The organism is Nostocoides australiense Ben110 (assembly GCF_001050535.1).
In the GTDB taxonomy this organism is placed as follows: Bacteria; Actinomycetota; Actinomycetes; order Actinomycetales; family Dermatophilaceae; genus Nostocoides_A; species Nostocoides_A australiense.
The window spans coordinates 1,605,645-1,631,401 of the sequence record NZ_HG764815.1 but is presented as its reverse complement, the minus strand read 5'-3'; the positions used below and the strand labels follow the sequence as shown (position 1 = coordinate 1,631,401).

15 protein-coding genes are annotated in these 25,757 nt (G+C 69.0%); 4 read left to right on the top strand and 11 right to left on the bottom strand.

Annotated features, from left to right (window positions below):
- The 10 genes from BN11_RS07765 to BN11_RS07720 form a co-directional block, all read right to left on the bottom strand.
- The coding region (locus tag BN11_RS07765; protein ID WP_048696366.1) for a carbohydrate kinase family protein at window positions 1-899 on the bottom strand (899 nt) is incomplete at its 3' end.
- Window positions 899-1,663, bottom strand: coding sequence for a MazG family protein (locus tag BN11_RS07760; protein WP_048696365.1), 765 nt, complete (start codon window positions 1,661-1,663; stop codon window positions 899-901). The genes BN11_RS07760 and BN11_RS07765, both read right to left, overlap by 1 nt.
- A gap of 11 nt (window positions 1,664-1,674) precedes the next feature.
- Entirely contained in the window at window positions 1,675-2,187 is a 513-nt protein-coding gene (locus BN11_RS07755; RefSeq protein ID WP_048696363.1) for a SurA N-terminal domain-containing protein, read from the bottom strand.
- On the bottom strand, window positions 2,184-5,819 hold the full coding sequence (gene mfd / locus BN11_RS07750) for a transcription-repair coupling factor (RefSeq protein WP_083433605.1): 3,636 nt from the start codon (window positions 5,817-5,819) through the stop codon (window positions 2,184-2,186). The genes BN11_RS07755 and mfd overlap by 4 nt, the downstream gene beginning before the upstream one ends.
- Window positions 5,820-5,822: 3 nt before the next feature.
- On the bottom strand, window positions 5,823-6,416 hold the full coding sequence (pth, locus tag BN11_RS07745; RefSeq protein WP_048696361.1) for an aminoacyl-tRNA hydrolase: 594 nt from the start codon (window positions 6,414-6,416) through the stop codon (window positions 5,823-5,825).
- Entirely contained in the window at window positions 6,413-7,585 is a 1,173-nt protein-coding gene (locus tag BN11_RS07740) for a glycosyltransferase family 4 protein (protein ID WP_048696358.1), read from the bottom strand. Before BN11_RS07740 ends, pth begins: the two co-directional genes overlap by 4 nt.
- A 1-nt stretch (window position 7,586) precedes the next feature.
- Window positions 7,587-8,831, bottom strand: coding sequence for a glycosyltransferase (locus BN11_RS07735; RefSeq protein ID WP_048696356.1), 1,245 nt, complete (start codon window positions 8,829-8,831; stop codon window positions 7,587-7,589).
- A gap of 16 nt (window positions 8,832-8,847) precedes the next feature.
- Window positions 8,848-12,015, bottom strand: a complete 3,168-nt coding sequence (locus BN11_RS07730) for a lipid II flippase MurJ (RefSeq protein ID WP_048696354.1) — start codon at window positions 12,013-12,015, stop codon at window positions 8,848-8,850.
- Between the two features lie 10 nt (window positions 12,016-12,025).
- Window positions 12,026-13,030, bottom strand: a complete 1,005-nt coding sequence (locus tag BN11_RS07725) for a sulfotransferase family protein (protein WP_048696352.1) — start codon at window positions 13,028-13,030, stop codon at window positions 12,026-12,028.
- Window positions 13,031-13,156: 126 nt separating this feature from the next.
- Window positions 13,157-16,549 carry an NHL repeat-containing protein gene (locus tag BN11_RS07720; RefSeq protein ID WP_162213184.1) on the bottom strand — a complete coding sequence of 1,131 codons (3,393 nt, stop codon included), beginning with the start codon at window positions 16,547-16,549 and terminating at the stop codon, window positions 13,157-13,159.
- A gap of 350 nt (window positions 16,550-16,899) precedes the next feature.
- Here BN11_RS07720 and BN11_RS07715 point away from each other — a divergent pair, with 350 nt between their 5' ends.
- The gene (locus tag BN11_RS07715; protein WP_048696347.1) at window positions 16,900-18,714 is read left to right on the top strand and encodes a 6-bladed beta-propeller; all 1,815 of its coding nucleotides are present in this window, start codon (window positions 16,900-16,902) and stop codon (window positions 18,712-18,714) included.
- 119 nt (window positions 18,715-18,833) lie between these two features.
- Window positions 18,834-20,642, top strand: coding sequence for a 6-bladed beta-propeller (locus BN11_RS07710; protein WP_162213183.1), 1,809 nt, complete (start codon window positions 18,834-18,836; stop codon window positions 20,640-20,642).
- 98 nt (window positions 20,643-20,740) lie between these two features.
- On the opposite strand, the gene BN11_RS07705 is transcribed toward BN11_RS07710, so the two are convergent.
- Complete coding sequence (locus tag BN11_RS07705) at window positions 20,741-22,504, bottom strand: SMP-30/gluconolactonase/LRE family protein (RefSeq protein WP_162213182.1); 1,764 nt, start codon at window positions 22,502-22,504, stop codon at window positions 20,741-20,743.
- Between the two features lie 251 nt (window positions 22,505-22,755).
- Here BN11_RS07705 and BN11_RS07700 point away from each other — a divergent pair, with 251 nt between their 5' ends.
- Window positions 22,756-24,573: a 6-bladed beta-propeller gene (locus tag BN11_RS07700; RefSeq protein ID WP_048696341.1), complete on the top strand. Its 1,818-nt coding sequence runs from the start codon at window positions 22,756-22,758 to the stop codon at window positions 24,571-24,573.
- 372 nt (window positions 24,574-24,945) lie between these two features.
- A partial coding sequence (locus BN11_RS07695; RefSeq protein ID WP_048696339.1) for a NosD domain-containing protein occupies window positions 24,946-25,757 on the top strand: 812 nt, incomplete at its 3' end.

The window sequence follows — 25,757 nt, the reverse complement described above, 5'->3', positions numbered from 1 at the left end:
CCCCCCCCCCCCCCCGCCAGCGCCGCGACGTCATGGCCGTATGCCGCCGCGGCGGCGAGGTCGGCGCCGCCGAGAAGGGCGTGCAGGAAGCCGGCGAGGAGCGCGTCGCCGCCGCCGGTGACATCGACGACCTCGACATCCCGGGCGGGCAAGTCCGTGACGACCGGCTCCGCCGCATCCCCGCCGACCAGCACCGACCCGGCGGGGCCGAGTCGGACCCACACGTGCTGCATACCCAGAGCCAGCAGGCAGGCGGCGTCGGCGACCGGGTCGAGCCCGGCAGCGTCCCCCCGGGCAGCGAGGATGCGCACCTCGTCGGCATTGGGCGTGACCAGCCACGGCCGCGGCAGCACTCCGGTGAGCACCCGGCCCGCCTTCGCCACGCTGACCGGCTCCGCGACGACCGGGGCGCCGGCGAGCGCGGCGGCCGCGGCGATGACCGTGAGGACCGGCACCGGCAGATTCGCGTCGACGACGATCAGGTCACCGGCGCCGATCGCGGCCAAGGCCGCGGCGATGTCGGTGGGGGTGAGGGTCTCGATGGCGCGCATGTCGTTGATGCCCTGGACCAGTTCACCGTCCTCGTCGAGCAACGCGACATAGCGACTCGAGGGGTGTTGGGAGAAGACGGCGTAGCGCACGTCGATCCCGGCGCCGACGCAGCGTTCGTGGAGGCCCAGCCCGTCCGCGTCCGCCCCGAATGCCGTGACGAGGGCGACCGGTGAACCGAGGCGGGCGAGGTTCTCGGCGATATTGCGCGCGACACCGCCGTCGCCGGCGTGCACCCGGCCGGGCGTGGAGCTGTGCGGGTCGAGCGGACCCGCGGCCCTGGCGGCGATGTCGATATTGGCGCCGCCGAAGATGACGACACGCTCGGGCGTCCGCGCTGCCGCGGCCATCAGTCGGCCTGGGCGGCGCGCGCCGCCTTCTCGGCCTTCTCGGCGGCCTTGATCTCGGCCCATTGGGCCTCGACGGCTTCGGGGGTCGCGGCGTCGGCGTCGGCGAAGACATGCGGGTGGCGGCGCACGAGCTTGGCGACCAGGCCGGCGGCGACGTCGTCGATGTCGAACGGGGCTTCGGGGTCCTCCTGTCCGACGCGGGCGTGGAAGGCGACCTGCAGGAGCACGTCTCCGAGTTCTTCGGCCAGGTGGACCCGGTCGCCGGACTCGATCGCCTCGACGGCCTCCTGGGCCTCCTCGAGAAGATAGGGCGCAAGGGATTCGTGGGTCTGCTTCGCGTCCCACGGGCAGCCGCCGGGGCTGCGCAGCCGGTCCATGACGGCGACCACGTCGAGCAGCCGGGAGCCGGGGATATCCCAGGAGCCCGCGAGGATCTCCACGGCGGGCGGCGTCTCGAGGCGCGTCACCTCGCTCGCGATGGCGTCGGTCAGGCTCTCGTCGCCATCGGCGCTGAGGAGCCACACGACAGACCCCGACGCGGCCTCGGCGACGAGACGGCGCGCCAGCTGCGGGGGCGGGCTGGCGTCATACGACACCTGTACGCCGGACACCGAGACCGCATCGGCGACCGGTTCGCCCGGCTCGCGTGCCAGGACCGTGCTCGCGTGCTCGAGAGTCCGCCAGGCGTCGCGGGTGAGCAGGCCGGGGGCCACGCGCGGGCTGGTGAGCAGCAGCGTCAGGCCGGGCGGTTGGTCCTGGCTCACGGCACCCCCGCTCAGGGCGCGGCGCTCTCGATCCAGTTCGGCACCGCCGGAGACAACGCACCGGAGGCCACGTCCAGCTTGCCGAAGCGCGGGTTGACGGTGATGTCCGCCTTCTCCACGTCGGCGAGGACGGCGCTCAGCACCTCGGGCGCCTGCTGCTGCAATTGCTGGGCCGCCGCATTGGTCCGAAGCATCTCGATGGTCTCGGGAGCGGGGTCGGCGACCTTGGTCAGCTCCGAGCGGATGGACTGTTCGCTCACATGCACCCCCGCCTTCTCAGCGGCGGGAAGCACGAACTTGGACAGGATCAGGAAGGTCACGGCGGACGGAGTCTGGAAGTCGCCGGCATCGGCCCCGAACTGCTCACGAATCTGCTGAGCCACGGTGCGCGCGGCGTCCTCGGTGATGACCGTGCCGTTGACCTTGGCGGCGATATCGCTCGTCGTCGCGCCACCGCAGCCGCCGAGCGTCAAGGCCCCCGCCAGTGCCAGGCCCAGGGCTGCCGCTCGCTTGCTCGTCCTCATCGATTCCTTCTCTCGGTTGTGCGGGTGGTCCCGCGCGCCTGCTGCGCCGCGCCGGCCGCGGCGACCTGACCCGAAACGGCGATCTCGTCGAGCAAGACCGCGCGAATCAGATCGCTCGCCCAGGCCAGCACCGCGAGGTCGCGCAGGGGCTTGCCACCCACGCGCGCCGTCATCGGCTTCGGCACCAGCATCGTACGGACTCCGGCCTTGTAGAGCGACTTCGGGTAGAGCCGTGTCAGGCGCAATTCCTGGCTCTCGCGCAGATCGACCGGCGCGAAGCGCACGTGATTGCCCTGCACGGCGATCTCGCTGACGCCGGCGCGGCGCGCCAGCACCCGCAGCCGGGCGACAGCCACGAGGTTGGAGACGGGCTCCGGCAGCGGGCCATAGCGGTCGATCAGCTCGGCCTCGACCTCGGCCAGCTCCTCCTCGGAGACGACCTGGGCGAGCTTCTTGTAGGCCTCCAGCCGCAGCCGCTCGCCGGGGATATAGGTATGCGGCAGGTGGGCGTCAACCGGCAACTCCACCGAAAGCTCGGTGACGGTTTCCTCCTCCTCGCCGCGGAAGTTCGCGACCGCCTCGCCGACGAGACGGACATAGAGGTCGAAACCGACGCCGGAGATGTGGCCGGACTGCTCGCCCCCGAGGAGGTTGCCGGCGCCGCGAATCTCCAGATCCTTCATCGCCACCTGCATGCCGGCGCCGAGGTCGGTGTTGGCCGCGATGGTCTGCAGGCGCTCGATGGCGGTCTCGGTGAGCGGCTTCTCCGGCGGATAGAGGAAGTAGGCGTAGGCCCGCTCCCGGCCGCGCCCGACGCGGCCGCGCAGCTGGTGCAACTGCGAGAGGCCGAGCTGGTCGGCGCGTTCGAGGATGAGGGTGTTGGCGTTGGAGATGTCCAACCCGGTCTCGACGATGGTGGTGCAGACCAGCACATCCGAGCGGCGCTCCCAGAAGTCCTGGACGACCTGCTCGAGCTTGTGCTCGCCCATCTTGCCGTGCGCGGTGGCGATCCGTGCCTCGGGCACCAGCTCCCGCAGCCGCGACGCCGCCCGCTCGATGGTCGAGACCTTGTTGTGGACGTAGAAGACCTGGCCGTCGCGCAACAGTTCACGCCGGATGGCCGCGGTGATCTGCTTCTCGTCATACGGCCCGACGAAGGTGAGGATCGGGTGCCGCTCCTCGGGAGGCGTTGCGAGAGTGGACATTTCGCGGATTCCGGTGACGGCCATCTCGAGCGTGCGCGGGATCGGGGTGGCGGACATCGACAGCACGTCCACCGCGGTGCGCAGCGCCTTGAGCTGCTCCTTGTGCTCGACGCCGAACCGCTGCTCCTCGTCGACCACGACGAGCCCGAGGTCCTTGAACTTCACTTCCGACCCAAGCAGGCGGTGGGTCCCGATGACCAGGTCGACCGACCCGTCCTTCAGGCCGGCGATGATCTCCTGGGCCTCCTTGTCGCTCTGGAAACGCGAGAGCGCCTTGACGACGACGGGGAAGCCGGCATACCGCTCGCTGAAGGTGTTCAGGTGCTGGCTGACGAGCAGTGTCGTCGGCACGAGCACGGCCACCTGCTTGCCGTCCTGGATCGCCTTGAAGGCGGCGCGCACCGCGATCTCGGTCTTGCCGTAGCCGACGTCGCCGCAGATGAGCCGGTCCATCGGCACCGGCCGCTCCATGTCGGCCTTGACCTCGTCGATGGTCGAGAGCTGATCGGGCGTCTCGACATACGCGAAGGCGTCCTCGAGCTCGCGCTGCCACGGCGTGTCCGGCGCGAACGCGTGCCCGGTCGTCGCCATCCGGGCGCTGTAGAGGCGGATCAGCTCGGCGGCGATCTGCCGGACGTACTTGCGCGCCCGCGCCTTGGTCTGCTGCCAGTCGCTGCCGCCGAGCCGGTTGATCGTCGGGGCCTCGCCGCCGACATACCGGGTGACCTGGTCGAGCTGGTCGGTGGGCACGAAGAGCCGGTCGGCGGGCTGGCCGCGCTTGGAGGCGGCATATTCGATGACGAGGTATTCGCGGGTGGCGCCGGCGACGGTGCGCTGCATCATCTCGACGAACCGGCCGACGCCGTGCTGCTCGTGGACGACGAAGTCGCCGGGCTTGAGTTGCAGTGGGTCGACCTGGTTGCGTCGGCGCGACGGCATGCGGCGCATGTCCTTGGTCGAGCCGGAGACCGTCGCGGTGCCCATCAGGTCGGTCTCGGTGAGGACGGCGAGTTTGGCCGGCTCGAGCCGGAAACCGGGGCCGAGCGATCCGGTCGAGATCGCCACGACACCCGCCGAGAGCTCTTCCGCCCGGCGCGACGGTATGCCGCGCTCCCCCAGCACCTCCCCGATCCGGCCCGCGAGACCCGGGCCCTCGGTGACGATCTGGACCAGCCAGCCGGCGTCGATCAGACCGGCGACATCGCGCACGGCGTCCTCGGTGCGGCCCCGATAGGCCGGCACGTCCACCGCGTCGATGCGGGCGGCCGGCTCGTCGGCGCCACCGAACTCCGCCAGCTCCGCGTCGACCTCGAAGCCGCCGAGCATCCACCACGGAATGCGTTCTGCCGCAGCGTGTTCGCGTGCTTGGGGCAGCGTCCAGTAGGAGGCCTCGCCGAGGACGCCGAGGAGGTCGATCGGCACGGCGTTGCCGGCGGCGGCGTTGCTCCACGAGGCCTGGAGGAACTCCTCGCTGGTCGCGACGAGGTCGTGGGCGCGGGCCCGGATGCGTTCGGGGTCGACGAGCGCCACGGCGGCCCGCGGGCCGAGGACGTCCAGGAGGGACTGCATACCGTCGACGAGGGCGGGTGCGAGCGACTCCATGCCCTCGACGGCGATGCCTTCGGCGACCTTGCCCAGCATGTCGGCGACGCCCGGCAATTGCTCGGCGAGGCCCGCCGCGCGCTCGCGCACGGCGTCGGTGAGCAACAGTTCGCGGCAGGGCGGGGCCCACAGGCCGTGCTCGGCGACCTCCAGGCTGCGCTGGTCGGCGACCTTGAACCAGCGGATCTCCTCGACGGTGTCGCCCCAGAACTCCACGCGCAGCGGGTGCTCCTCGGTGGGCGGGAAGACGTCGAGGATGCCCCCGCGGACGGCGAACTCCCCGCGCCGCTCGACCAGGTCGGTCCGGCTGTATGCCGCCGCCACCAGGTCCTCCGCGACCCGCTCCAGGGGGCGTTCCTCGCCGGCGTGGAGGCGGACCGGGGCCAGCTCACCGAGACCCTTGACGATGGGCTGCAGCAGGGCACGCACCGAGCAGGTCAGGACGGCGATCTCGCCGAGTGCCGGGTCGCCGGGGTCGGGGTGGGCGAGCCGGCGCAGCACCGCCAGGCGCCGGCCGACGGTATCGCTGCGCGGCGAAAGGCGTTCGTGGGGAAGGGTTTCCCAACTGGGGAAGGTCGCGATCGAGTCCTCCGGCAGGTATGCCGCGAGCGCCGCCGCGAGGTCCTCCGCCTCACGCGCCGTGGCCGTGACGGCCAGCAGGGTCCCCCGTCCGGCGCTCGCGAGCGCGAGCAGTGGCGCCCGCACGCCGTGCGGCAGGGAAATCTCGATGCCCGTCGAGTCGGGGGCGGCCGGCTCACCGAGCGCCGTCAGCGCACCCTGCACGCTCGCATCTCCACGCAGGGTGTCGAGGACTCCGGTAAGCATTGATCAGCGCCCGTCCATCGGTGAGTGGAACCGCTGCTGCGCCGCGAGCAGCCCCTCGGTCAACAACAGCTCGACGGCGTCACCGGCCTCGGCGACCGTCACCGCGATCTCCGGCTTCTCCTGGGAGGTGAAGTCGCGCAACACATAATCGGCCGGGTCCATCCGTCCCGGCGGCCGGCCGATGCCGACCCGCACCCGGTGATAGTCCTTCGTCCCCAGACTCGCCGTGATCGAGCGCAGCCCGTTGTGGCCGCCCTCGCCGCCGCCCTTCTTCAGCCGCACCAGCCCGAAGTCGATGTCGAGTTCGTCGTGGATGACGACGATCCGCTCCGGCGGGATCTTGTAGAAACTCGCGAGCTCGCGCACCGGCGGGCCGGAGACGTTCATATAGCTGCTCGGCACGATCAGAACCCCCGGTATGCCGCCCGGTCCGGGCAAGTGCGTGCGCACCGCGCTCGCTCCACCCTTGTGAGCGGACAGCGAAAGCCGTTGCCGCCCAGCCAATTCCGCGATGACGTGCGCGCCGACGTTGTGGCGGTTCGCGGCATACCGAGCTCCGGGATTGCCGAGTCCGACGACCAGCCAGGGGTCGGTCATGACCGGCGGCGGGCCGCGCGCCGGTAGACCTCGATCAGCTGCGCGGTGGCCTGGTCCCAGTCGTAGTGCGCGGCGACCTCGCGCGACCACTCGCGGGCGCCGGCCGTGGAGGCCTGCCGGTCGGCGAGTTCGGCCTGGATCGCGTCGGCGAAGGCCGCGGCGTCGGTGACCGGGAAGACCCGGTGCCCCGGACCCGACTCGCCGACGACCTCCAGCTGCGGCGGGATATCGCTGACAACACACGCCATCTCGTATGCCGCCGCCTCCAGCAGGGTGATCGGCAGGCCTTCGAGTTTGGAGGGTTGCAGGAAGAGCGCGGCCGAGGTCATGATCTCGGCGAGGGCGTCGCCGTAGACATATCCGGTCATCACCACGCGCGGGTCGCGGGCGGCCGCGGCTTTCAGGCCGGCGGTGAAGTCGTCGGTGTTGGCGGAGTCGCCGACGATGGCCAGGCGCACGTCGGTCTCGACGGCGCGGAAGGCCTCGATCACCAGGCCCGGGTCCTTTTCCGGCACCAGGCGGCCGAGGAACATCGCATAGCGCCCGGCCTCGAGACCGTGCTTGGCGAGTGTGGCGCCCGGGGGGATATGGCGCACCTGCGGACCGCCGTTGGGGATATAGGTGCTTTCGCGGCCGTGGACCTCGCGATAGGTGCGCTGCAGGTCCTTCGAGACGACGACGACCTCGTCGGGGACGCGGGCGGAGAAGCGGCGGCCGGTGCCGAGCAGCAGCTTGGCGGCCTTGCCCCACTTGCTGCGCTCGTCGTCGAGGCCGTGGATGGTCTGCACGACGCCGGCGCGCGTCAGGTATTTCGGTATCGGGGTGAACAGGCCCGGCCCGAGGGCGTGGAAGTGCACGATGTCGTAGCCGCGGCCGACGCTGGCGCCGGCGGCCAGCCCGGAGTGCACGAAGGCCTCCAGGCCCTTGCCGTCGGGGGCGGGCAGATTGCGCAGGATCATCCCGCGATAACGGCCCGGGGTGCGCCCGACCGGGGGCACATAGCCGTATTCGGGGCGGATCGTCGCCGGGTCCGCGGCATACGACGGCCGGCAATAGACCGTCACCTCGTGACCGGCGGCCACCAGCCGGGAGCCCAGCTCCTCGACATGCTTCTCGATGCCACCGAACGTGGCGGGCAGCCCTCGCAGGCCCACCATCGCGATCCGCACCTCAGGCCGCCTTTCGCCCGGAGATGGCCTCGGCATAGATCTGCTCGATCCGGGCCGCGTGACCGGCGGGGTTGTGCCGCTCCTCGGCGCGCTGCCGCGCCGCGGCGCCGTGCCGCATCGACAGGTCCGGATCCTGCAGGTAGGGCCGCAGCGCGTCGGCGAGCACCTGCGGGTCCTCGGCGGGCACCAGGGCGCCGTCGACGCCGGGGGTGACCAGGTCGTTCAGGCCGCCCATGGCGCTGGCGACGACCGGGACCCCACTGGCATACGCCTCGAGCACCGACAGGGGCTGGTTCTCATACCAGCGCGAGGGCACCGCGCTGACGCGGGCGCCGCGCAGGAAGCCGCGCACCTGATCGGCGGTCACGCGGCCGTGGAAGCGGATGGCGTCCGGGGCCACCCGCTGCGCCTGCGCCTCCAGGGCGGCGCGGTCGGGGCCGTCGCCGACGATCTCCAGCACCGGCCCGTCGACCTCGCGGGCGAGGATCCCGGCCGCGTCGACGAGGGTGTCGACGCCCTTCTCGTGGCTCAGGCGGCCGGCGAAGAGCACGCCCTCGCCGGGGTGGGAGCGCACCGGCACGTCGGTGTCGGTGAAGTTGTCCAGGTGCAGCATCTTGCCGGTATGCAGTCCGGCCGCGACCATCTGATCGCGCAGGAAGGCGCTGGGGCACAGGAAGCGGGCGACGGGATCGTAGGCCTTCAGCGCGCGGTGAGCGCCCACCTCGACCATCGCGATGGCGCTGGCGGCGAGCGAGCCGTCCTTGCAGCGGCGGCGCACCGCATTGGTCAACGAGCCGCCGACGCAGGCGGTGCAGACCTCCCCCTGATCGAGGAACTGATAGGTGGGGCAGGCCAGCTTGTAGTCGTGCAGGGTCATCACGACCGGCACGCCCGCCTTGGCGCAGGCGCGCACCATCGACGGGGAGAGCTGGTGGTAGATGTTGTGCATGTGCACCACATCAGGGCGGAAGTCCTTGATGACGGCGCTGATGCCCTGGTAGGCCTGCTTGGACCACAACATCCGGCCGACCAGTTCGAGGCGGCCACGGGGGTCGGACGGCGCGGGCTCGAACTCCACGTGGCTCGGGAAGTGCTCGGCGTAGCGCATCGGCAGGTTGTCGGGGTGCGCCATGCCGAAGTATTCGACGTCGTGGCCGGCCGCCTGCTGCTGCTCGGCGAGGTCGAGCAGATAGCCCTCGGCACCACCGCGGCGGTAGAGGAACTTGTTGACCTGCAGGATCCGCATCGCTGCTCCGCCGGCCTCAGGTGCGAGCGACGCGGGCCGAGCGGGCGCGCAGGTCCGCGGCCGCGTCGGCTTCGGCGTCCAGCCGGCGGCGGCGCAGATAGGTCCCGGAGGCCAAGGCGATGACCGTCACCGCATAGACGGTGACGACGACCTGGGACATCAGGTTGGCGACGAGCGAGAGCAGCACGAGGGAGATGGCTGTGATGTAACCGGCCTCGGCGATGGCCCGTTCGACGCCGCCCAGCCGGCGCCGGGCCGCGTCCCGGGCTGCCCGCGCGGTGGTCCACACCATCAGGGCGAGCACGAAGACATAACTGAGCAGGCCGGGGATGCCGAGTTCGACATAGGCGCGGACGATGTCGTTGTGCGGCTGCTTGCCCTCGGCCGTGGTCTGCGCGACGCCGCGCAGGCCGACGCCCGCGATCGGGCTCGGCTTCGCGACGTCAAGCGCCTCACCCCAGTAGGCCCACCGCCAGGCGAGGGAGTTCGCCGGCTTGCCGGACAGCTGAGCGGAGGTCTCGAGGTCGGCGAAGCGACCCTGGACCTGCGGCGTCGAGATGCCGAGCATCAGGAGCGCGGCGAGGACGGCCAGCGCGCCGTAGGACTTGCGGCGCAGCAACAGCAGGAAGACCGCGAGCGCGGCGACGAGCCAGGCGCTGCGGGTGTAGGTCAGGCCGAGCAGGATCACGGCGATGACGGCGACCGACCCGACGGCGACCCGGGTCAGATCCTTGACCCGGGGGAAGACCGCCACCATCAGAACGAGGACCACGCAGCTGAAATAGGCGAGCGGGTTGGAATGGTCGAAGGTGCCGGTGATGCGGGAGTAGCCGCCGGCGACGAACAGGCCCTCACCGGAGCTGAGCTGCACCAGGGCGACCGCGGCGGGCACCAGGATCGACAGGGCGATCGCGGCGACGAACGGGAAGAGCGCCGAACCGCGCGCGGCGAACTGCTCGACGACGAGGAAGACCACGACGATATTGGCGATGCGTGACCATTCCGTGATGGCGGTGCCGGCCGAGGCCGAGGTGATGACCCCGATGAAGGCCACCGCGAGGAAGATCAGGTAGGCGACGCCGAGGGCGGACATCGGGAAGCGGCGGCCGAGGTGGGCGCGGCGGGAGAGCAGCCACACGGTGCCCAGGCCCAGGAGGAGCAGACCGAGGAGGATGTGCGGGTCCGGTGCGGCCCCGGGCGTGCGCAGCGCGTCCAGGGAGGCACGCATCGTGAGCGCGACGAGGACGAAGGTCTCCAGGTCGTAGAACGCGACCATGAGCAACGCGATGCCGACCAAGAGAGCGACCGGCAGGGCGACGGTCAGGCGGGAGGTGCCGTTGTAGACCTCGACGACCGTCAGGACCGTGAGGGCGATGCCGAGCAGCGCCGTCAGGACGGTGCCGAGGGTGCCGTAGCGCTGGACGTCGAAGACACTGCGGCGCGTCGGCGGTTGCGGCGCGCCGACGACCTGCTCGTCGGTGGTGGTCACGGGCAATTCCTCCTGCTCGCGGGCGACGAGCGTCTGAGCTGACGGGATCTGGGCTGACGGGATCTGATCTGACGGGGTCTGATCTGACGGCATGCTGCGATCCGCAAACTGTGCGGCGCCGGTGCCGGTGCCGCGGCTGCCCCGGCGGAACGCCAGGCCACCGAGACCGAAGGCCACGCCCAGACCGGCCAACGTGGCCAGCATCGGGGCGAGGAGTTCCGGTGTCGCCGGGGCGAACCGCAGGATCAGCCAGGCGACGAGCGCGCCGACTCCTCCGGCGACCAGACTACCGGCAAGGGGGATCAGGAGCGGCATCCGCTCCAGGCCGGGCACCGTGCGCATCCGCCACCACGCGTGGGCGACGTTGACGCACTGAGCGAGGCTGTAGGCGATCGGGAAGATGTAGATCGCGTTGGGGTGGTCCTTGAGCAGGGCGAATCCAAGGAGCAGCAGGGCGACATTGGCGACCGTGGCATAAACGGTGTTGCGCAGCGGCGTCCTGGTGTCACGCATGGCGTAGAACGGCGCCAACAAGGACCGTTGCACGCCCGCGCCGACGAAGCTCAGGGAGTAGAGAGCGAGCAGGATGCCGAGCGTATGCAGTTTCCCGGCTTGGCCCGGCCCGTTGAACTTCGGAACGATCGAGAAGACCGCCTCGGTCAACGCCGGCGCCAGGACGACACCCAGCATGGTCATCGGCACCGCAAGCAGGAACATCAGCCGCATGCCGAGGCGCGTCATCATCCGGAACTGCCCGGTATCGCCGCACCCGAAGGCCCGCGAGATGCGCGGCAACACGCTTACCATGATCGAGCGGAAGACGATGGTGCCCCCCACGGCCGCCGCCAACCGGTTGCCGAAGTGCAGCAGGGTGTTGGAGCCGGTGGGCAGGAAGGTCGCCAGCGCGGCTTCGAGCGTGCGCACCACGGGGTTGAGTGCGGCAGCCCCGCTGGGACGGACCAAGAGACGAGCGGTGGCCGCAACCTCCGGGTGGCGCATCATCGGCGCCGCCGGACGCCACCCCTTGAAAAAAGCCATCACGGCCATCGCGACGACCTGCACGAGCGAGCCGGCGACGTAGGCGGTCGGCACCATCAGGGGCCGGTGCTGGGCGAAAGCGATGATGAATGCGACGGCGGAGAGGTTGAGCACCAGGGTCATCGCGGCCGGAAAACCGACGACGAGGTGCGCATTGAGCCAGGACCGCAAGACCTCGGCCATCAGGACGAACGGGATGTACCACGCGATGATCCGCGTCATCGACGCCGCCATGTCGATCTCACCGGAGGTGAAGTCCGGGGCGATCACCGATATCAGCGGGCGGGCGAATGCCGACATCAGGCCGGCGAGCACGACGGTGGCGATTCCGGTAGCCACGAGGATCGCGCTGGTTGCACCCGTGCGCTCCCAGGCACGCAGCCGCGTGGCCCAGGCCGCAAAGGTGGGCACGAGCACCTGGTTGGCGACCACCATGGCGATGGCGGTCACCGCCCGCGGCAGCCGCCGGGCAACCACCCAGGCGTCCGACCTGGCGCCGATCGCCCCCATGACCCCGACCGCCGACAGGTCCAGCAGCAGACCACTCAGCACGCCGAGCATGGCGACGATCGAGGTGATGCCGCTTTGCCGGACGACGGCCTTCGGGGCCTTCTCCGCCGCTTCGGAGCCGAGGGCGGGGGTGGTGGGAGCGCTCATGAGTATGCCGTCAGCTCACCTGGAAGTCGGCAGCCGCGGCGTCCAGGCGGGCGCCTAGTTCGTCGGTCAGGGTTCTCACCCTCGGGTCGAGGTCGAGGGGTGCCTTGTGGCCGCGGGCGGCCGCGCGGGAGTCGACGTGCGCGCTGACCTCGGGCCGGTAGGGCAGGCCGGCGAAGCGGCATACCCGCTCCAGGGTTCCTCGGGGGTCGGCGACCACCTGGTCGTAGGAGACCGGCATGACGTCGGCGCGGGTGTCCAGGCCGGTGGTGAAGTAGAGGGAGTTGCGCGCCCACCAGAACAGGGCGGCGCCGGAGTTGGCGTCCAGACTCGCGGGGTCGCAGGAGCGGACCGCCTCGAGCACCTCGGGCGTCATACCGCCCGTCTGCCACCCACCCCACGAACTGTCCTCGCTGCGCTCCGGTACTTCGCGGGGACCCCGGATGTCTCCGTCACGGATTCCCTCTTTGGCGATGCGGGCCATGACCTGCTGGTTGACGTCGCCGAACTTGGTCACCGCCGAGCGCACCCGGTCATCGACCGCGCGGTAGGCCCACAGGGCGCGGGCCGGGTTCGCGGCGCCGCCGAACAGGTCGAGCAGCTTGTCGGTGTCATGGCTGTCGCAGATCGGTTTGAAGAGCACGACCTGGTGCCGGCTGGCGACCACAGTGTCGAGGACGACCTGGTGGGACTTGAGCTGGAAGCGCTCGAAGACCTTTTTGTCGTTCTCGTTGTGGACCTCGACCTCGGGCATCGCGTCCAGTCCGGAGGTGAGCATGTTGGTGCCGGAGCGTTGCACGCCGACGACGAAGACGGCGCGGGCGCCGCCGGGCACGACGGGATTGGCCTTAACCCAGGCGCGGCGGGCCAGGGCAGCCTTGGCGCGCGTCCGGGGGTCGAGGTTGTCCTCCTCGATTAGGCGACCGATGCCCCCCTCCCTCGCCCATTGCACGTGCCGGCCCAGGCGGGCCTTGGCGCGCCCCAGGGTGGAGCGGTCTTCGGGCAGTGGCGCTGACATACGCGAGAGGTCCTTTTCAAGGTCGGATGGTGCGGACACGGCTACGCCGGCCGGTCCCCCACGCTCGTGGGTGACCGGCCGGCGATAGCGGGTCAACTCCTCATTGTGCCGCTAGGGGCTGAGGAATCAGAAACCGAGTCGCAGGACGCGGTTGCTCCAGGTGTCGGACATGAACAGGTCACCCGAGGAGTCGAAGACCACCTGGAACGGCCCGAGGAAGTCGGAGGTGCCGGCGGACGTGCCGGTGACCTCGAGACTCATGGCACCGGAGGTGCTCATCTTCACCAGGCGCCCGCGGCCGGTGTCGGCGACCCAGATCGAGCCGTCGGTCGGGTGCACGGTCACGCCCCACGGTACGGCGAAGGGCCGGGTGGACCCGGTCGGCTTGGTGAAGGCCGTCCAGACGCCGTTCTTGTAGCTCTGGATGCGGTTGTTCTTGGTGTCCGCGACCCAGATGGTGCCGTCGGCGGCGGTGTCGATGCCGGTCGGCATCTGCATCTGGCCCACGCCGGTGCCCTGGGATCCGTAGACGGCCTTGTAGGTGCCATTGCCATTGCTGTCAATGGTGAAGCGCTTGATCCGCCCGTTGCCGGTGTCGCTGACCAGGAGGGTGCCGTCGCTGTCGAAGGCGAGGCCCTGCGGGAAGGTCATGTCCGTGCTGGCCGTGTCCGAACCGCGCTGTCCCCACTTGGTCAGCCACTTGCCGTTGTGGTCGAAGACCGTGATCTCGTGGCTCTCGCGGTTGGCGACGAACACCCGGTTGGTGCCGGGCTGGACAGCGACGCCCCACTGGAAGTTGAGGCTGCCCGGGTCGTCGCGGGTGCCGCGCTGGCCCCAGACCAGGTCGATCACGCCGTCGCGGTTGCTGCGCACGATCCGCTGGTTCCACCAGTCGCTCGCGAATAGGTGGCCGTCGGAGTCGAGGGCGAGGCCGCGGGGGCTGTTGGCGCCGGTCTTGGGCGCCGCCGACCCGAACAGCTCACGGATGAGCGTGGCCCCACTGGTGGTGTAGTTGAACTCCTTGAGGGAGTAGTCCCACTCGTCACACACGACGAGCTTGCCGTCGGGCGTGACCTCGATGCCGCGGGGGTCGGTGAAGGTGCTCGACGTCGGGGAACCGATCGAGTACTTGTAGGACGGCCGGCCGAGGCTGTCGAGGACCCACGCCTGGACGCGGCGGTTGCCGTCGTCGGTGACGAAGATGACCTTGCCGTCGCGGCTCACGGTGACGCCGCGGGGGTCGCCGGTGAACTGGCCGTTGCCGGTGCCGGCGCTGCCGAAGGCCCACTTCTTGGTGCCCGACTTGGTGAAGCCGACGACCTGGTGGTCACGGGCGTTGACGACGTAGACGTCGCCGTTGAGGTGGTTGACCTCGATCTGGCGCGGCTGGTTGAAGCCGGAGGCGAACCTGCCGTTGATGACGGCACCGTCACGAGTGAAGGTCTGCACCCGGTCGGCGTCGATCGTGTAGACGATCTCGGTGGTGTTGCCGCCGGCGTCCAGGCCCGGGCCGACAGCCACGCCGTAGATCGCCGTGAACTGGCCGGCAGCCGTGCCCTTGGTGCCCCACTGCTTGATGAACTTCAAGGTCTTGTCATACTTGACGATCCGGTTGTTGGGCGTGTCGGCGACGTAGACGTTGCCGGAGGAGTCGGTGGCGACGGCGCGGGCCGCGGCCAGCTCGTCGGTGCCGGAGCCGCGCGAGCCGCCCACGCTGTAGTCGATCGCCTTGGTCGACCGGTTCACCCCGACGACGCGGTAGCGGCCCGGGTCGACGACGTAGTAGTGCGTGTTCGTCGTCGCGATGTCGACGGGGTACATGCTCGCAAAGGCGCCGCTGTAGAGGGTCTTCTCCACCGTGGGGCCGGAGCCGGGGGGCGGCGTGCTCTTGAGCGTGTAGCGCAGCACCCGGTCGCGGCCGGTGTCAGAGACGAAGACCTGGCCGCCGGCGACGCTGATCGCCCCGGGGGCCTTCAGGCTCTGCCCGGCCGCCGAGGTGACGACAGTGCGAGTGCCGGCCTTGTCGATGACCAGGACGCGGTTGTTGCCGGTGTCGGCGATCCACATATTGCCGTTGACGTCCACGCCGGCGCCCTCGGGACCGTTCAGGCCCGGAGCGATGGCGCGGCTGAGCGCGAACCCGCTGCTGGTGGTGTAGTTGAGCTCGAGGACGCGATTGTTGCCCCAGTCGGAAACCACGATCTTGTTGGTGCCCTCGACCACGGTGACCGAGCGCGGCTGCTTCATCGCGGCGCCGGTGTAGGACGCGATCTGCTTGCGGGAGGCGACATCCCAGACGGTGATGCGGTTGTTCTGGGTGTCCGCGACGAAGGCCAGCCGGTCAGCGGCGCGGATCGCGACGCTGTAGGGCCAGTTCATCTCGCCGGTGCCGGATCCCTTGGTTCCGACCCGGATCTTCTGCGCCGAGCACTTGGCCGGGAAGATCTGCAGACGCGACTGCTTGGTGTCGGCGACCCACCGGTCACCGGTCACGGGGTCCAGGGCCACGCCACGAGGCCAGTTCAGGGAGATCGGACGGCTGTCGCGCTGGCCGCACGTGCCGATGATCGAGCCGTCCGGGGCCATCTCGACGATGCGCTGGTTGACGGTGTCGATGATGTTGAGGTTGCCCGTCGAGCTGACGGCCACGGCGCGGGGCTCGTTGAAGACCGCGCCCGGGGTCGCCGGCGGCGGGTTGCCCCCGATGGTCTGGGCGTAGGTGAAGGCGCTGGAGCTGCGGTCGAAGCGGACCAGGCGCCAGCCCCACAGGTCGGCACCCCACACGTCGCCGTCCTTGGCCACCGCGACGCGGCGCAGGGTCGTGAAAGTGCCGGGCTCGTCGGAGGTTCCGGTGCGGCCCAATTGCGTGCGGTAGGTGCCGTCGGTCTTGAAGATCTGGATGCGGTTGTTGTTGGAGTCGGCGACGTAGACGCTCTCGCCCCAGTAGGGGTCGTCGGCGACGCGCACCCCGTAGGGGTTCTTGAACTGACCGCTGCCGGTGCCGGGGCTGCCGAAGCTGTCGACGCAGCTGCCGCTGGCACTGAACTTCAGGATGTTGTCGTTGGTGTAGTTGGCGACGTAGATGTTGCCGTCCTTGTCGGCGTCGGCGTCGCGCACGGCGGCCAGGCTGCAGCCGTTGTTCTCGGTGATCGCCTGCAGCTGCCGGCCGGTGGTGTCGAAGACACGGATCTTGCGTTTGACGGCGTCAGCGACATAGATCTTGTCGTTGCTGTAGGTCAGGCCGATGGGTGAGCCGATCTTGTCACCGGTGGGGCCGGACCACTCGTCGACCTTCGTCTTCAGGTCCGGTGAGAGCTTGATCACACGGGAGAGGGCCGCGTCGCCGACGTAGACGTACCCCGAGGAGTCGACCGCGATGTCCCGCGCGTTCTCCGGGTCGTCTCCGCTGCCGGCGTCGGAGCCGTACTGCCCGAGGATGGCCCCGCTGGTGCTCATGCGCAGAATGCGGTCGTTGCCCGTGTCAGCGACGATCAGGCTGCCGTCGGGGGCGACCTCCATGCCAGAGGCATAGATGAGGGCGTGCCCCGGACCGCCCAACACGGTCGGTGTGGGAAGTACCACAGCCGAGGCCGATGGGGCGGTTGCGGCGATCACACCCCCTGTGAGCACAGCGGCCGTAGCAGCGGCCAACAGCCGCCGGCGCGCGCGCGAGTTCGTCATGGTGCAATGCCACCCTTCGCAGTTGGAACGTGCGCCGTGATTTTGGCACACACTGGCCCCCGGCCAGCAATTACGGGAAGTGCGCCCGCGCGGGCTACCATACCCTGGGGAAGTCCGCAAACGCACGCGACCCATCGGTTGCTCCAGACACCCTGATCACACCGTTCACAGCCAGCCCGGGGGAATTCATGCCCGTCAAGCGCCTCGCCGCCACTGCCATCGCCGCCGCCACCACTCTCGCGATCGGCCCCGGCCTGCTGAGTGCACCGGCCGCCGCGAGCACCGTCTCCCCCGTCTTCGAGCGCTACATCGGAGGGCCCGGTCACGCCGGTCTCTACGCGTGGGGAATGGCCACGCTGCGTGACGGCACCATCCTCGTCGGCGACTACTGGAACTACCGCGTACTCCGGTTCAACGCCGACGGCACTCCCGTCGGCACAGGGGTGTTCATCAAGAACAACGGCAACGGCGCGACGCAGTACTACGCGCCATACGGCCTGGGTCAGGACCCGACCACTGGCGAGGTCTACCTCGCCGACACCGACAAGTACCAGATCGACGTCTACAGCGAGACCGGCACCTACCTTCGCTCCTGGGGCGCCAAGGGCACCGGCCCGGGCAAATTCCTCTACCCCAGCCGCGTGGTCGTCAACTCCGAGGGCACGGTCTACACGGCCGACACGTGGGATCACAACATCGTGATATCGGACCGCAACGGCAACGAGATCAAGCAGTTCGGCGGCTTCGGCGTCAAGGACGGGCAGATCAAGTCACCGCACGGGCTGGCGCTCGACGCCAACGACAACCTGTATGTCGTCGACACCGGCAACTGGCGCGTCAGCGTCTTCGACAAGAACGGCACCTTCCTCCGCAAATTCGGCACCAAGGGCTCCGGCGCGGGCCAGTTCGCCGGGGACATGCGCGGCATCGCGGTCAACAAGACCAAGGGCTGGGTCTACGTCGTCGACGGCGAAGGCAACAAGATCAGCAAGTTCACCCTCGACGGCACCTTCATCAACAAGTGGGGTTCCGAGGGTCACGGCAACGGGCAGTTCGCGGACGGCGGCCGCGAGGCAACCGTCGACGCCAAGGGGAACCTGTGGGTTGCCGATATGCCCAACTACCGGATGCAGAAGTTCGGCCCCAACGGCGGCTTCCTGTCCGCTTATCCGAACCCGCCCCAGCCGCCGCCCACCGGCGGTTTCAACGCGCCCCGCGGCGTGGACGTCAATCCGGCGGACGGCGCGGTCGCCGTCTCCGACACCTACAACTGGCGCATCCAGACCTTCACCAACGCCGGCGCCTTCGTCGACACCTGGGGTGAGCGCGGCCGCGGCAACTACGAGTTCAACTACGCACGGCTGCTCAAGTACAGCCCGGCCAACCAGAACATCGTCATCGTGGACACCGACAACGGCCGGGTCAAGGCCTACGCCAAGGACGGCACGTTCCTGTGGTCCACAGGTTCGGCCGGCACCGGATTGGGCCAGTTCAAGAACCCGCAGGGCCTCGGCATCGGCAAGGACGGGACGATCTACGTCGCCGACTCCAACAACCGCCGCATCCAGGTGGTGTCCAAGGACGGCGCCGCGCAGCGCACCTTCGGCTCCATCGATCAGCTCGGCTTCCCGCGCGATGTCGCCGTCGACCCTGTCGACGGCACCCTCTGGGTCAGCGACATGACCAAGCGCCGCGTCACCCACTGGAAGACCGACGGGACCTTCCTCGGTGCGCTCCCGGTCCCGATCGGCACCGCGGACACCCAGCTCAACGCCCCGTTCGGGATCGCCGCGGACGCCGAGCGGCTCTACATCGCCGACACCGCCAGCCACAAGGTGAAGATCTTCACCAAGAACGGCGCCTTCGTGACCCTATTCGGCAGCCGTGGCACCGGCAAAGGCAAGTTCATCCAGCCCGACGGCGTCGCCCTGTACAACGGGCGGCTGTTCGTCGCCGAGGAGGGCACCGAGCGCGTCTCGGTCTGGAACCTCAACATCAAATAGCCGCCCGGCCGGCGCGTCCGTTTATCGCAGGACTTCCGCGGCCGACCACCACGGCTTAGCATTTCCTTACCTGCCCGTCCGGGCGACCATTTCGGGGGAAAAGGAATGCAATGAAGGTCATGACCATGACGCGCGCCGCGATCGCCGCGGCCGCGATCGCCGGGGCCGCGAGCGGCATACCAGCGGCGGCCGAACCGGCGCCGCCGACCACCATCTCGCCGGTCTTCGAGCGCACGATCGGCAAATCCGGGCACGCCGGGCTCTATGCGTGGGGCATGGCCACGCTGCGGGACGGATCGATCCTGGTCGGCGACTACTGGAACTACCGCGTGCTGCGGTTCAGCAAGGCCGGCGCACTGCTCGGGGTCTTCACGGCCAACCACGGCCACGGCTCCAACCAGTTCTACACGCCATACGGTCTGGGGCAGGACCCGCGCACCGGCGAGGTCTACATCGCCGACACCGACAAATACCAGATCGACGTCTACAGCGAGACCGGCACCTATCTGCGGTCGTGGGGCGGGCAGGGCACGAGCCCCGGGCAGTACCTCTACCCCTCGCGCGTTGTCGTCAACGGCGCCGGCACCGTCTTCGTCGCCGACACCTGGAACCACACGGTGGTGATGTCGACGACGGCGGGCAAGGAGATCAAGCGCATCGGTGGGGTCGGTACCGCGGACGGGCGGATGAAGAGCCCGCACGGGCTGGCACTGGACGCCCAGGACAACCTGTATGTCGCCGACCAGGGCAACAAGCGCATCGACGTCTTCGACAAGAACGGTAAGTTCCTCCGCAAGTTCGGCAGCCAGGGCACCGGGCCCGGCCAGTTCCGCGGTGACCTGCGCGGCGTGGCGGTCGACAAGAAGAAGGGCTGGGTCTATGTCGTCGACGGTGAGGGCAATCGCGTCGTCAAGTTCACCCTGGCGGGCAAATACCTGACCAGTTGGGGTCGCAACGGCCACGGGCCGGGCGAGTTCGCCGACGGCGGGCGCGAGATCACCGTGGACGCCAACAGCAATGTCTGGGTCGCCGACATGCCGAACTATCGTGTGCAGAAGTTCACCTCGGCCGGCACATACCTCGGGGAGTACCCGAGCCCGGCCGCTCCCCCGCCCGAGGGCGGCTTCAACGCCCCCCGCGGTGTCGGCGTCAACCCGGTCGACGGGGCCGTCGCCGTATCGGACACCTACAACTGGCGCATCCAGACGTTCACCAACGCCGGCACCTTCGTCAAGGCGTGGGGCGAGCGGGGCCGCGGCAATTACGAGTTCAACTACGCGCGCGGCGTCGCCTACAGCCCGCTGAACGAGGACATCGTCGTCACCGACACCGACAACGGGCGGATCAAGGCCTACACCAACAAGGGCGTCTTCCGCTGGTCCACCGGGACGGCCGGCACAGCGGTCGGACAGTTCCGCAACCCCCAAGGCCTCACGGTGGCACCGGACGGCACGATCTACGTCGCCGACTCCAACGCCAGCCGCATCCAGGCCCTTGGGCCTGAGGGCCAGGTGCTGGGCGCTTTCGGCCGGCCCGGCCAACTCGGCTATCCGCGCGGCATCGCCGTCGACCCGGCTGACGGCACGCTCTGGGTGGCCGACATGACCAAGGGGCGGGTCACGCACTGGCGGACCGACGGCACCTTCCTCGGCGCGCTACCGACGACCGTTGGTACCGCCGACGACCAGTTGCTGCGGCCCTTCGGCGTGGCCGCCGACAAGGAGCGGGTCTACGTCGCCGATACCCCGGCGCACAAGGTCAAGGTGTTCACCAAGGCCGGCCGGCTCGTCACGGTCATCGGTGGCCGCGGCAAGGTCAACGGCAAGCTGCTTGAGCCATCCGCCCTCGCGATGCATCACGGCCGCCTCTATATCTGCGAAGAGGGCAACGAGCGGATCTCGATCTTCAACCTGCGACAGAGCGGCTGACGGCAGCGGGGCCTGGTTTGTCGACGGGGGCCGGCTTATAGCCCGGCCCCCGTCGGCAAACCCAGCCCCGCTTCATGGATGGGTGCCGCGTGCTCGGCTCAGATCCTGTAGACGAGCACCCGGTCGTTGTTGGTGTCGGAGACGTAGACGGTACGGCCGTCGACGGTGATCGAGGTCGGCTCGCTGAGCGCCTTGCCCGCGGCCGCGGTGATGGTCTGCAGGACAGCACCGCTCGGGCTGACGATCAGCACCCGGTCATTGCCGGTGTCGCCGATCCAGTAGTTGCCGTTGGCGTCGCGGGCGACGCCCTCGGGCATCGACAGGCCGGCCGGGGCGAGCGTGGCCAGTTCGGTGAAGCCACCGCCTCGGGTGTAGCTCAAGGTGACGATCTTGTTGTTGGCCGAGTCGGCGACGACGAGGTTGCCGGTCGCGGCGTCGAGGGAGATCGCGCGCGGCGACTTGAAGGTGCCGGCGTAGGTCTCCACTGGCTCCCGCGTGGCGGCATCCCAGACCGAGAGGCGGTTGTTCCAGCTGTCCGCGACGAACGCCAAGCGGTCGCTGGGGCGAATGGTGATGGCGAACGGCCAGGTGAACTGCTTCAAGCCGGTGCCGACGTTGCCGAGGCGGAAGGTCTGGACCCCGCACTTGTTGGGATAAATCTGCAGTCGCGACTGCTTGGTGTCGGCGACCCACCGGTCGCCGGTCACCGGGTCGATCGCCACCCCGCGCGGCCAGTTGAAGGACACGGGGCGGTAGTCCCGCTGACCGCAGGTGTCGACGATGGCACCGGCCTTGGTCATCTTGACGATCCGCTGGTTGACGGTGTCCATGATGTTGAGGTTGCCGTCCTTGCCGACCGCGACGGCGCGCGGCTCGTTGAAGACGGCGGTGGACGTGGTCGGCGGCTTCAGGCCACCGATCGTCTGGGCGTAGGCGTAGCCGGTGGCAGTGCGGTTGAAGCGAACCAGACGCCAGCCCCACAGGTCGGCGCCCCAGATGTCGCCATCCTTGGCGACCGCCACGCGGCGCAGCGTCGTGAAGGTGCCGGTCTCGTTGTAGGCGCCCGTCCTGCCGACGGTGGCCTTCCACACCCCGGTCTTGCTGAAGACCTGGACCCGGTTGTTGTTGGAGTCGGCGACGTAGACGACCTCGCCCCACTTCGGGTCCTTGGCCAGCCGCACGCCGTAGGGGTTCTTGAACTGTCCGTTGGCCGTGCCCTGGGTGCCCCAGGTCTTGTCACAGGTGCCGTCCGCGCGGAACTTGACGATGTTGTTGAACTTGTAGTTCGCGACGTAGACATTGCCGGCGGCATCGGCGTCGGCGTCCCGGACGGCCGACAGGTCGCAGGCGCCGTTGGCGGTGAAGGCGTTGATCTGGTTGCCGCTCGTGTCGAAGACGCGGACCTTCTTCTTCGCGCCGTCGGAGACGTAGATCTTGTTGTTGGTGGCGGTGATGCCTATCGGGCTGCCGAGCCGGTCACCCGAGGGGCCGTTGAAGGTCATCAGCGTCTTGCCGGTGGCTCCGTCCAGCTTGATGATCCGGAACTCGGCTGCGTCGGCGACATAGATGAAGCCCTGGTTGTCGACGGCGATGTCGCGGGCGTTCTCGGCCTCGTCGCCGGCGCCGACCCCCGCCGAGACGCGCCACTTCAGCACGCCGGCCGCAGTGAATTTGGCGACGGAATCGTTGCCGGTGTCGGCGACGACGAGAGTGCCGTCCGGGGCGACCTCCATCCCCGACGGATAGACCAGGGCATGACCCCGGCCCCCGAGAACCTTGGGTGCGCCGACGGGCTCCTGGGCCCCTGCGGGCGCGGTCCCGGCGATCAGTGCTGCGGCGCTCAGCCCAGCGAGCGCAGACATGGACATAGTGAGTTTGCGCACGAGTGAAGCTCCCCCTCGGAATTCTTGGCCGGGGCTGTGACGCCGCAGCTGATGGATGCGGCCTCATCTTCGCACGTCGCGGCCCCGATCCGAAGCCCCTTCCTGGTCCAAACCGTGGCGATCGTCACCCCTGGTTGGTTACGATGTGTCGACCCCGCGCCAATCTGCCTTCGTCCGTGCGCCGGGTGTGACTGAGAGCGAACGGGGAACCCCCAATGACATTGCGAACCATGCCGACGCGCCCGATCACCGTGGGGTTGATCGCCGCCGGGACGGCAGCATTGATGGTTGCGACCGGCGCTACGGCGTCCGCGACCGACGGCAGTGCACGCACGACCATCAGCCCGGCCTTCGAGCGCGTGATCGGCAAGAAGGGCCACGCGGGGCTCTACGCCTGGGGCATGGCCACCGGCAAGGACGGCAACATCCTCATCGGTGACTATTGGAACTACCGGGTGCAGAAGTACAGCCCGAGCGGCGCCAGCCTGGGCACCGTCATCAACAACAGCGGCAACGGCAGCAACCAGTACTACACGCCGTACGGCCTGGGCGTCGATCCCCGCAATGGCGACATCTACATGGCGGACACCGACCGGTACCAGATCGACGTCTACTCCGCCGGCGGCAGCTACCTGCGCAGCTGGGGCGGCAAGGGCGCGGGCGCGGGCAAGTTCCTCTATCCCAGCCGCGTCGTCGTCAGCAGCACCGGCACGGTCTATACGGCCGACACGTGGGATCACAACGTCGTGGTCTCGACGACGAGCGGCGCCGAACAGCGCGTCATCGGCGGTTTCGGCACCACGAATGGCAAGTTCCGCAGCCCGCACGGCCTGGCCCTGGACGCCCAGGACAACCTGTATGTCGTCGACGCGGGCAACTGGCGCGTGCAGGTCTTCGACAAGAACGGCAACTTCCTGCGCAAGTTCGGGACCAAGGGTTCCGGCCTCGGACAGTTCCAGGGCGACATGCGAGGCATCGCGATCAACAAGGCACAGGGCTGGGTCTATGTGGTGGACGGCGAGGGCAACAAGGTCCAGCGCTTCGATCTCAACGGGAAGCCGCTGAACAAGTGGGGCTCGCAAGGCTACGGACCCGGCCAGTTCGCCGACGGTGGCCGCGAGGCGACCGTCGACAACGCCGGCAACCTGTGGGTCGCCGACATGCCGAACTTCCGGGTGCAGAAGTTCAGCCCGACCGGCAAATTCCTCGCGGCCTATCCCAACACGCCCCAGCCCCCGCCGCTGGGCGGCTTCAACGCTCCCCGCGGGGTGGCCGTGGCCAAAGACGGCACGGTGGGCGTGAGCGATACCTACAACTGGCGGATCGAGACCTTCACGGCGACCGGCAACCCCATCAAGCAGTGGGGCAAGCGCGGACGCGGGCCCTACCAGTTCAACTACGCCCGCGGGATCGCCGACAACCCCGTCAACAACGAGTGGATCATCACCGACACCGACAACGGCCGGATCGTGTCCTACACCAAGGACGGCACCTACCGCTGGGCCTCGGGCACGACCGGCCGCGCCAACGGCCAGTTCAAGAACCCGCAGGGCCTGACGGTGGCGGCGAATGGTTCGATCTATGTCGCCGACTCCAACAATGCGCGGGTCCAGGTGCTCAACTCCAGCGGCGGGTTCGTGCGAACCTTCGGGACGACCGCGCAGTTCGGCTATCCGCGCGGCATCGCCGTCGACCCCAAGGACCAGAGCATCTGGGTCACCGATATGACCAAGGCCGCGGTCACTCACTGGAGCCCGACCGGTGCTTTCCTGGGCAAGCTGAAGATCACCAAGGGGACGGCCGACAACCAGCTCGCGAGCCCCTTCGGGATCGCCGTGGACAATGAGCGCGTCTACGTCGCCGACGTGCCGGTGCACCGGGTCAAGGTCTTCACCAAGACCGGCCAGTTCGTCACCACGATCGCGCGGCGCGGCTACACCAACGGCAAGCTCTTCCAGCCGGCCCACATGGACATCTACAACGACCGTCTGTACATCGTCGAGGAGGGCAACGAGCGCGTCTCGGTGTTCAAGCTGAACACCCGATAACACTCCGACCTCTTAGCGCAGCCCCGGACCCCTCGTGGGGATCCGGGGCCGCGTTTTGCCCAAATGTGATGCACCTCACATTGGACAGGTGCCCGTGCGTGAATCCCCGCGTGCGAGGCCTATTGACGGCTTCGGAATCCCACTAGTTTCCCCTCGTCATACTGGTATATCGCTGCGGGGCCCTTGAGCCGTCAAGCGGGGCCCGGCTAGTGTGCTTCCGCCCTGATCGGTCGATGGCGCGGGGTACTCGACGCAGCCGCCGACGTGGACCATGACGGTTCAGATCAGCGTGTCCATGTCCCCCCGCCCCCGCGAGGCCTGCCGTGCCTCCCGCACTCCCCCAGTGCACCACGACGCCCACGGAGTAGACCTGTGTCCCGATCCACTCGAGCCCTGACCGCTGCGGTCGCGCTGACCACCGCAGCGGCCCCCTTCGTCCTGACCACCCCGGCCCATGCCGCCGGCGACCTGTTCGTGGCCACCACCGGCCTCGACAGCAACTCCGGCGCGGCGACGTCACCGCTGCGGACCGTCCAGGCGGCCGTCAACAAGGCCACGCCCGGCACCACCATCCGGATCATGCCCGGCAGCTACTACGGCAACGTCAAGATCAAGACGTCCGGCACCGCCAGCGCCCCCATCCGCATCACCGCCCAGACGCCCGGCACCGTGACGCTGACATACAACTCCCGTCCGGAGACCTGCAGCAACAGCCAGCCCGCCGGCGATCGGACGATCACGATCGGTGGCGGCGCCGACTACTGGCAGATCGACAACCTAAAGATCCACAACGGCATCTACATCAGCGGGCAGAAGGCCAACTCGGCATACAGCTGGCTCACCAACCTGGTCAAGAAGCTGGACTGGTCGACCCGGCGCAAGGTGCCCGGACACGGCGCCTACAACCCGAGTGCGCTCGGGGGCGTGGTGCCCCACCTGCGCAAGGTAACCGGCGTTGCCGACATCAACGCGGCCGAGGGCAACAAGATCATCGGCAACACGATGACGGGCAGGGGCATCTACGGCGCCCTCGCCAGCAATGGCACGATCAGCGGCAACACGATCTCCAAGATCCCCTGCGGCATCGGCCCGGGCATCTGGATGATGACCTTTTCCAACAACAACAAGGTCTTCGGCAACGACATCTCCGATATCGCCATCTCGCACGCGGCGCACTACATGCA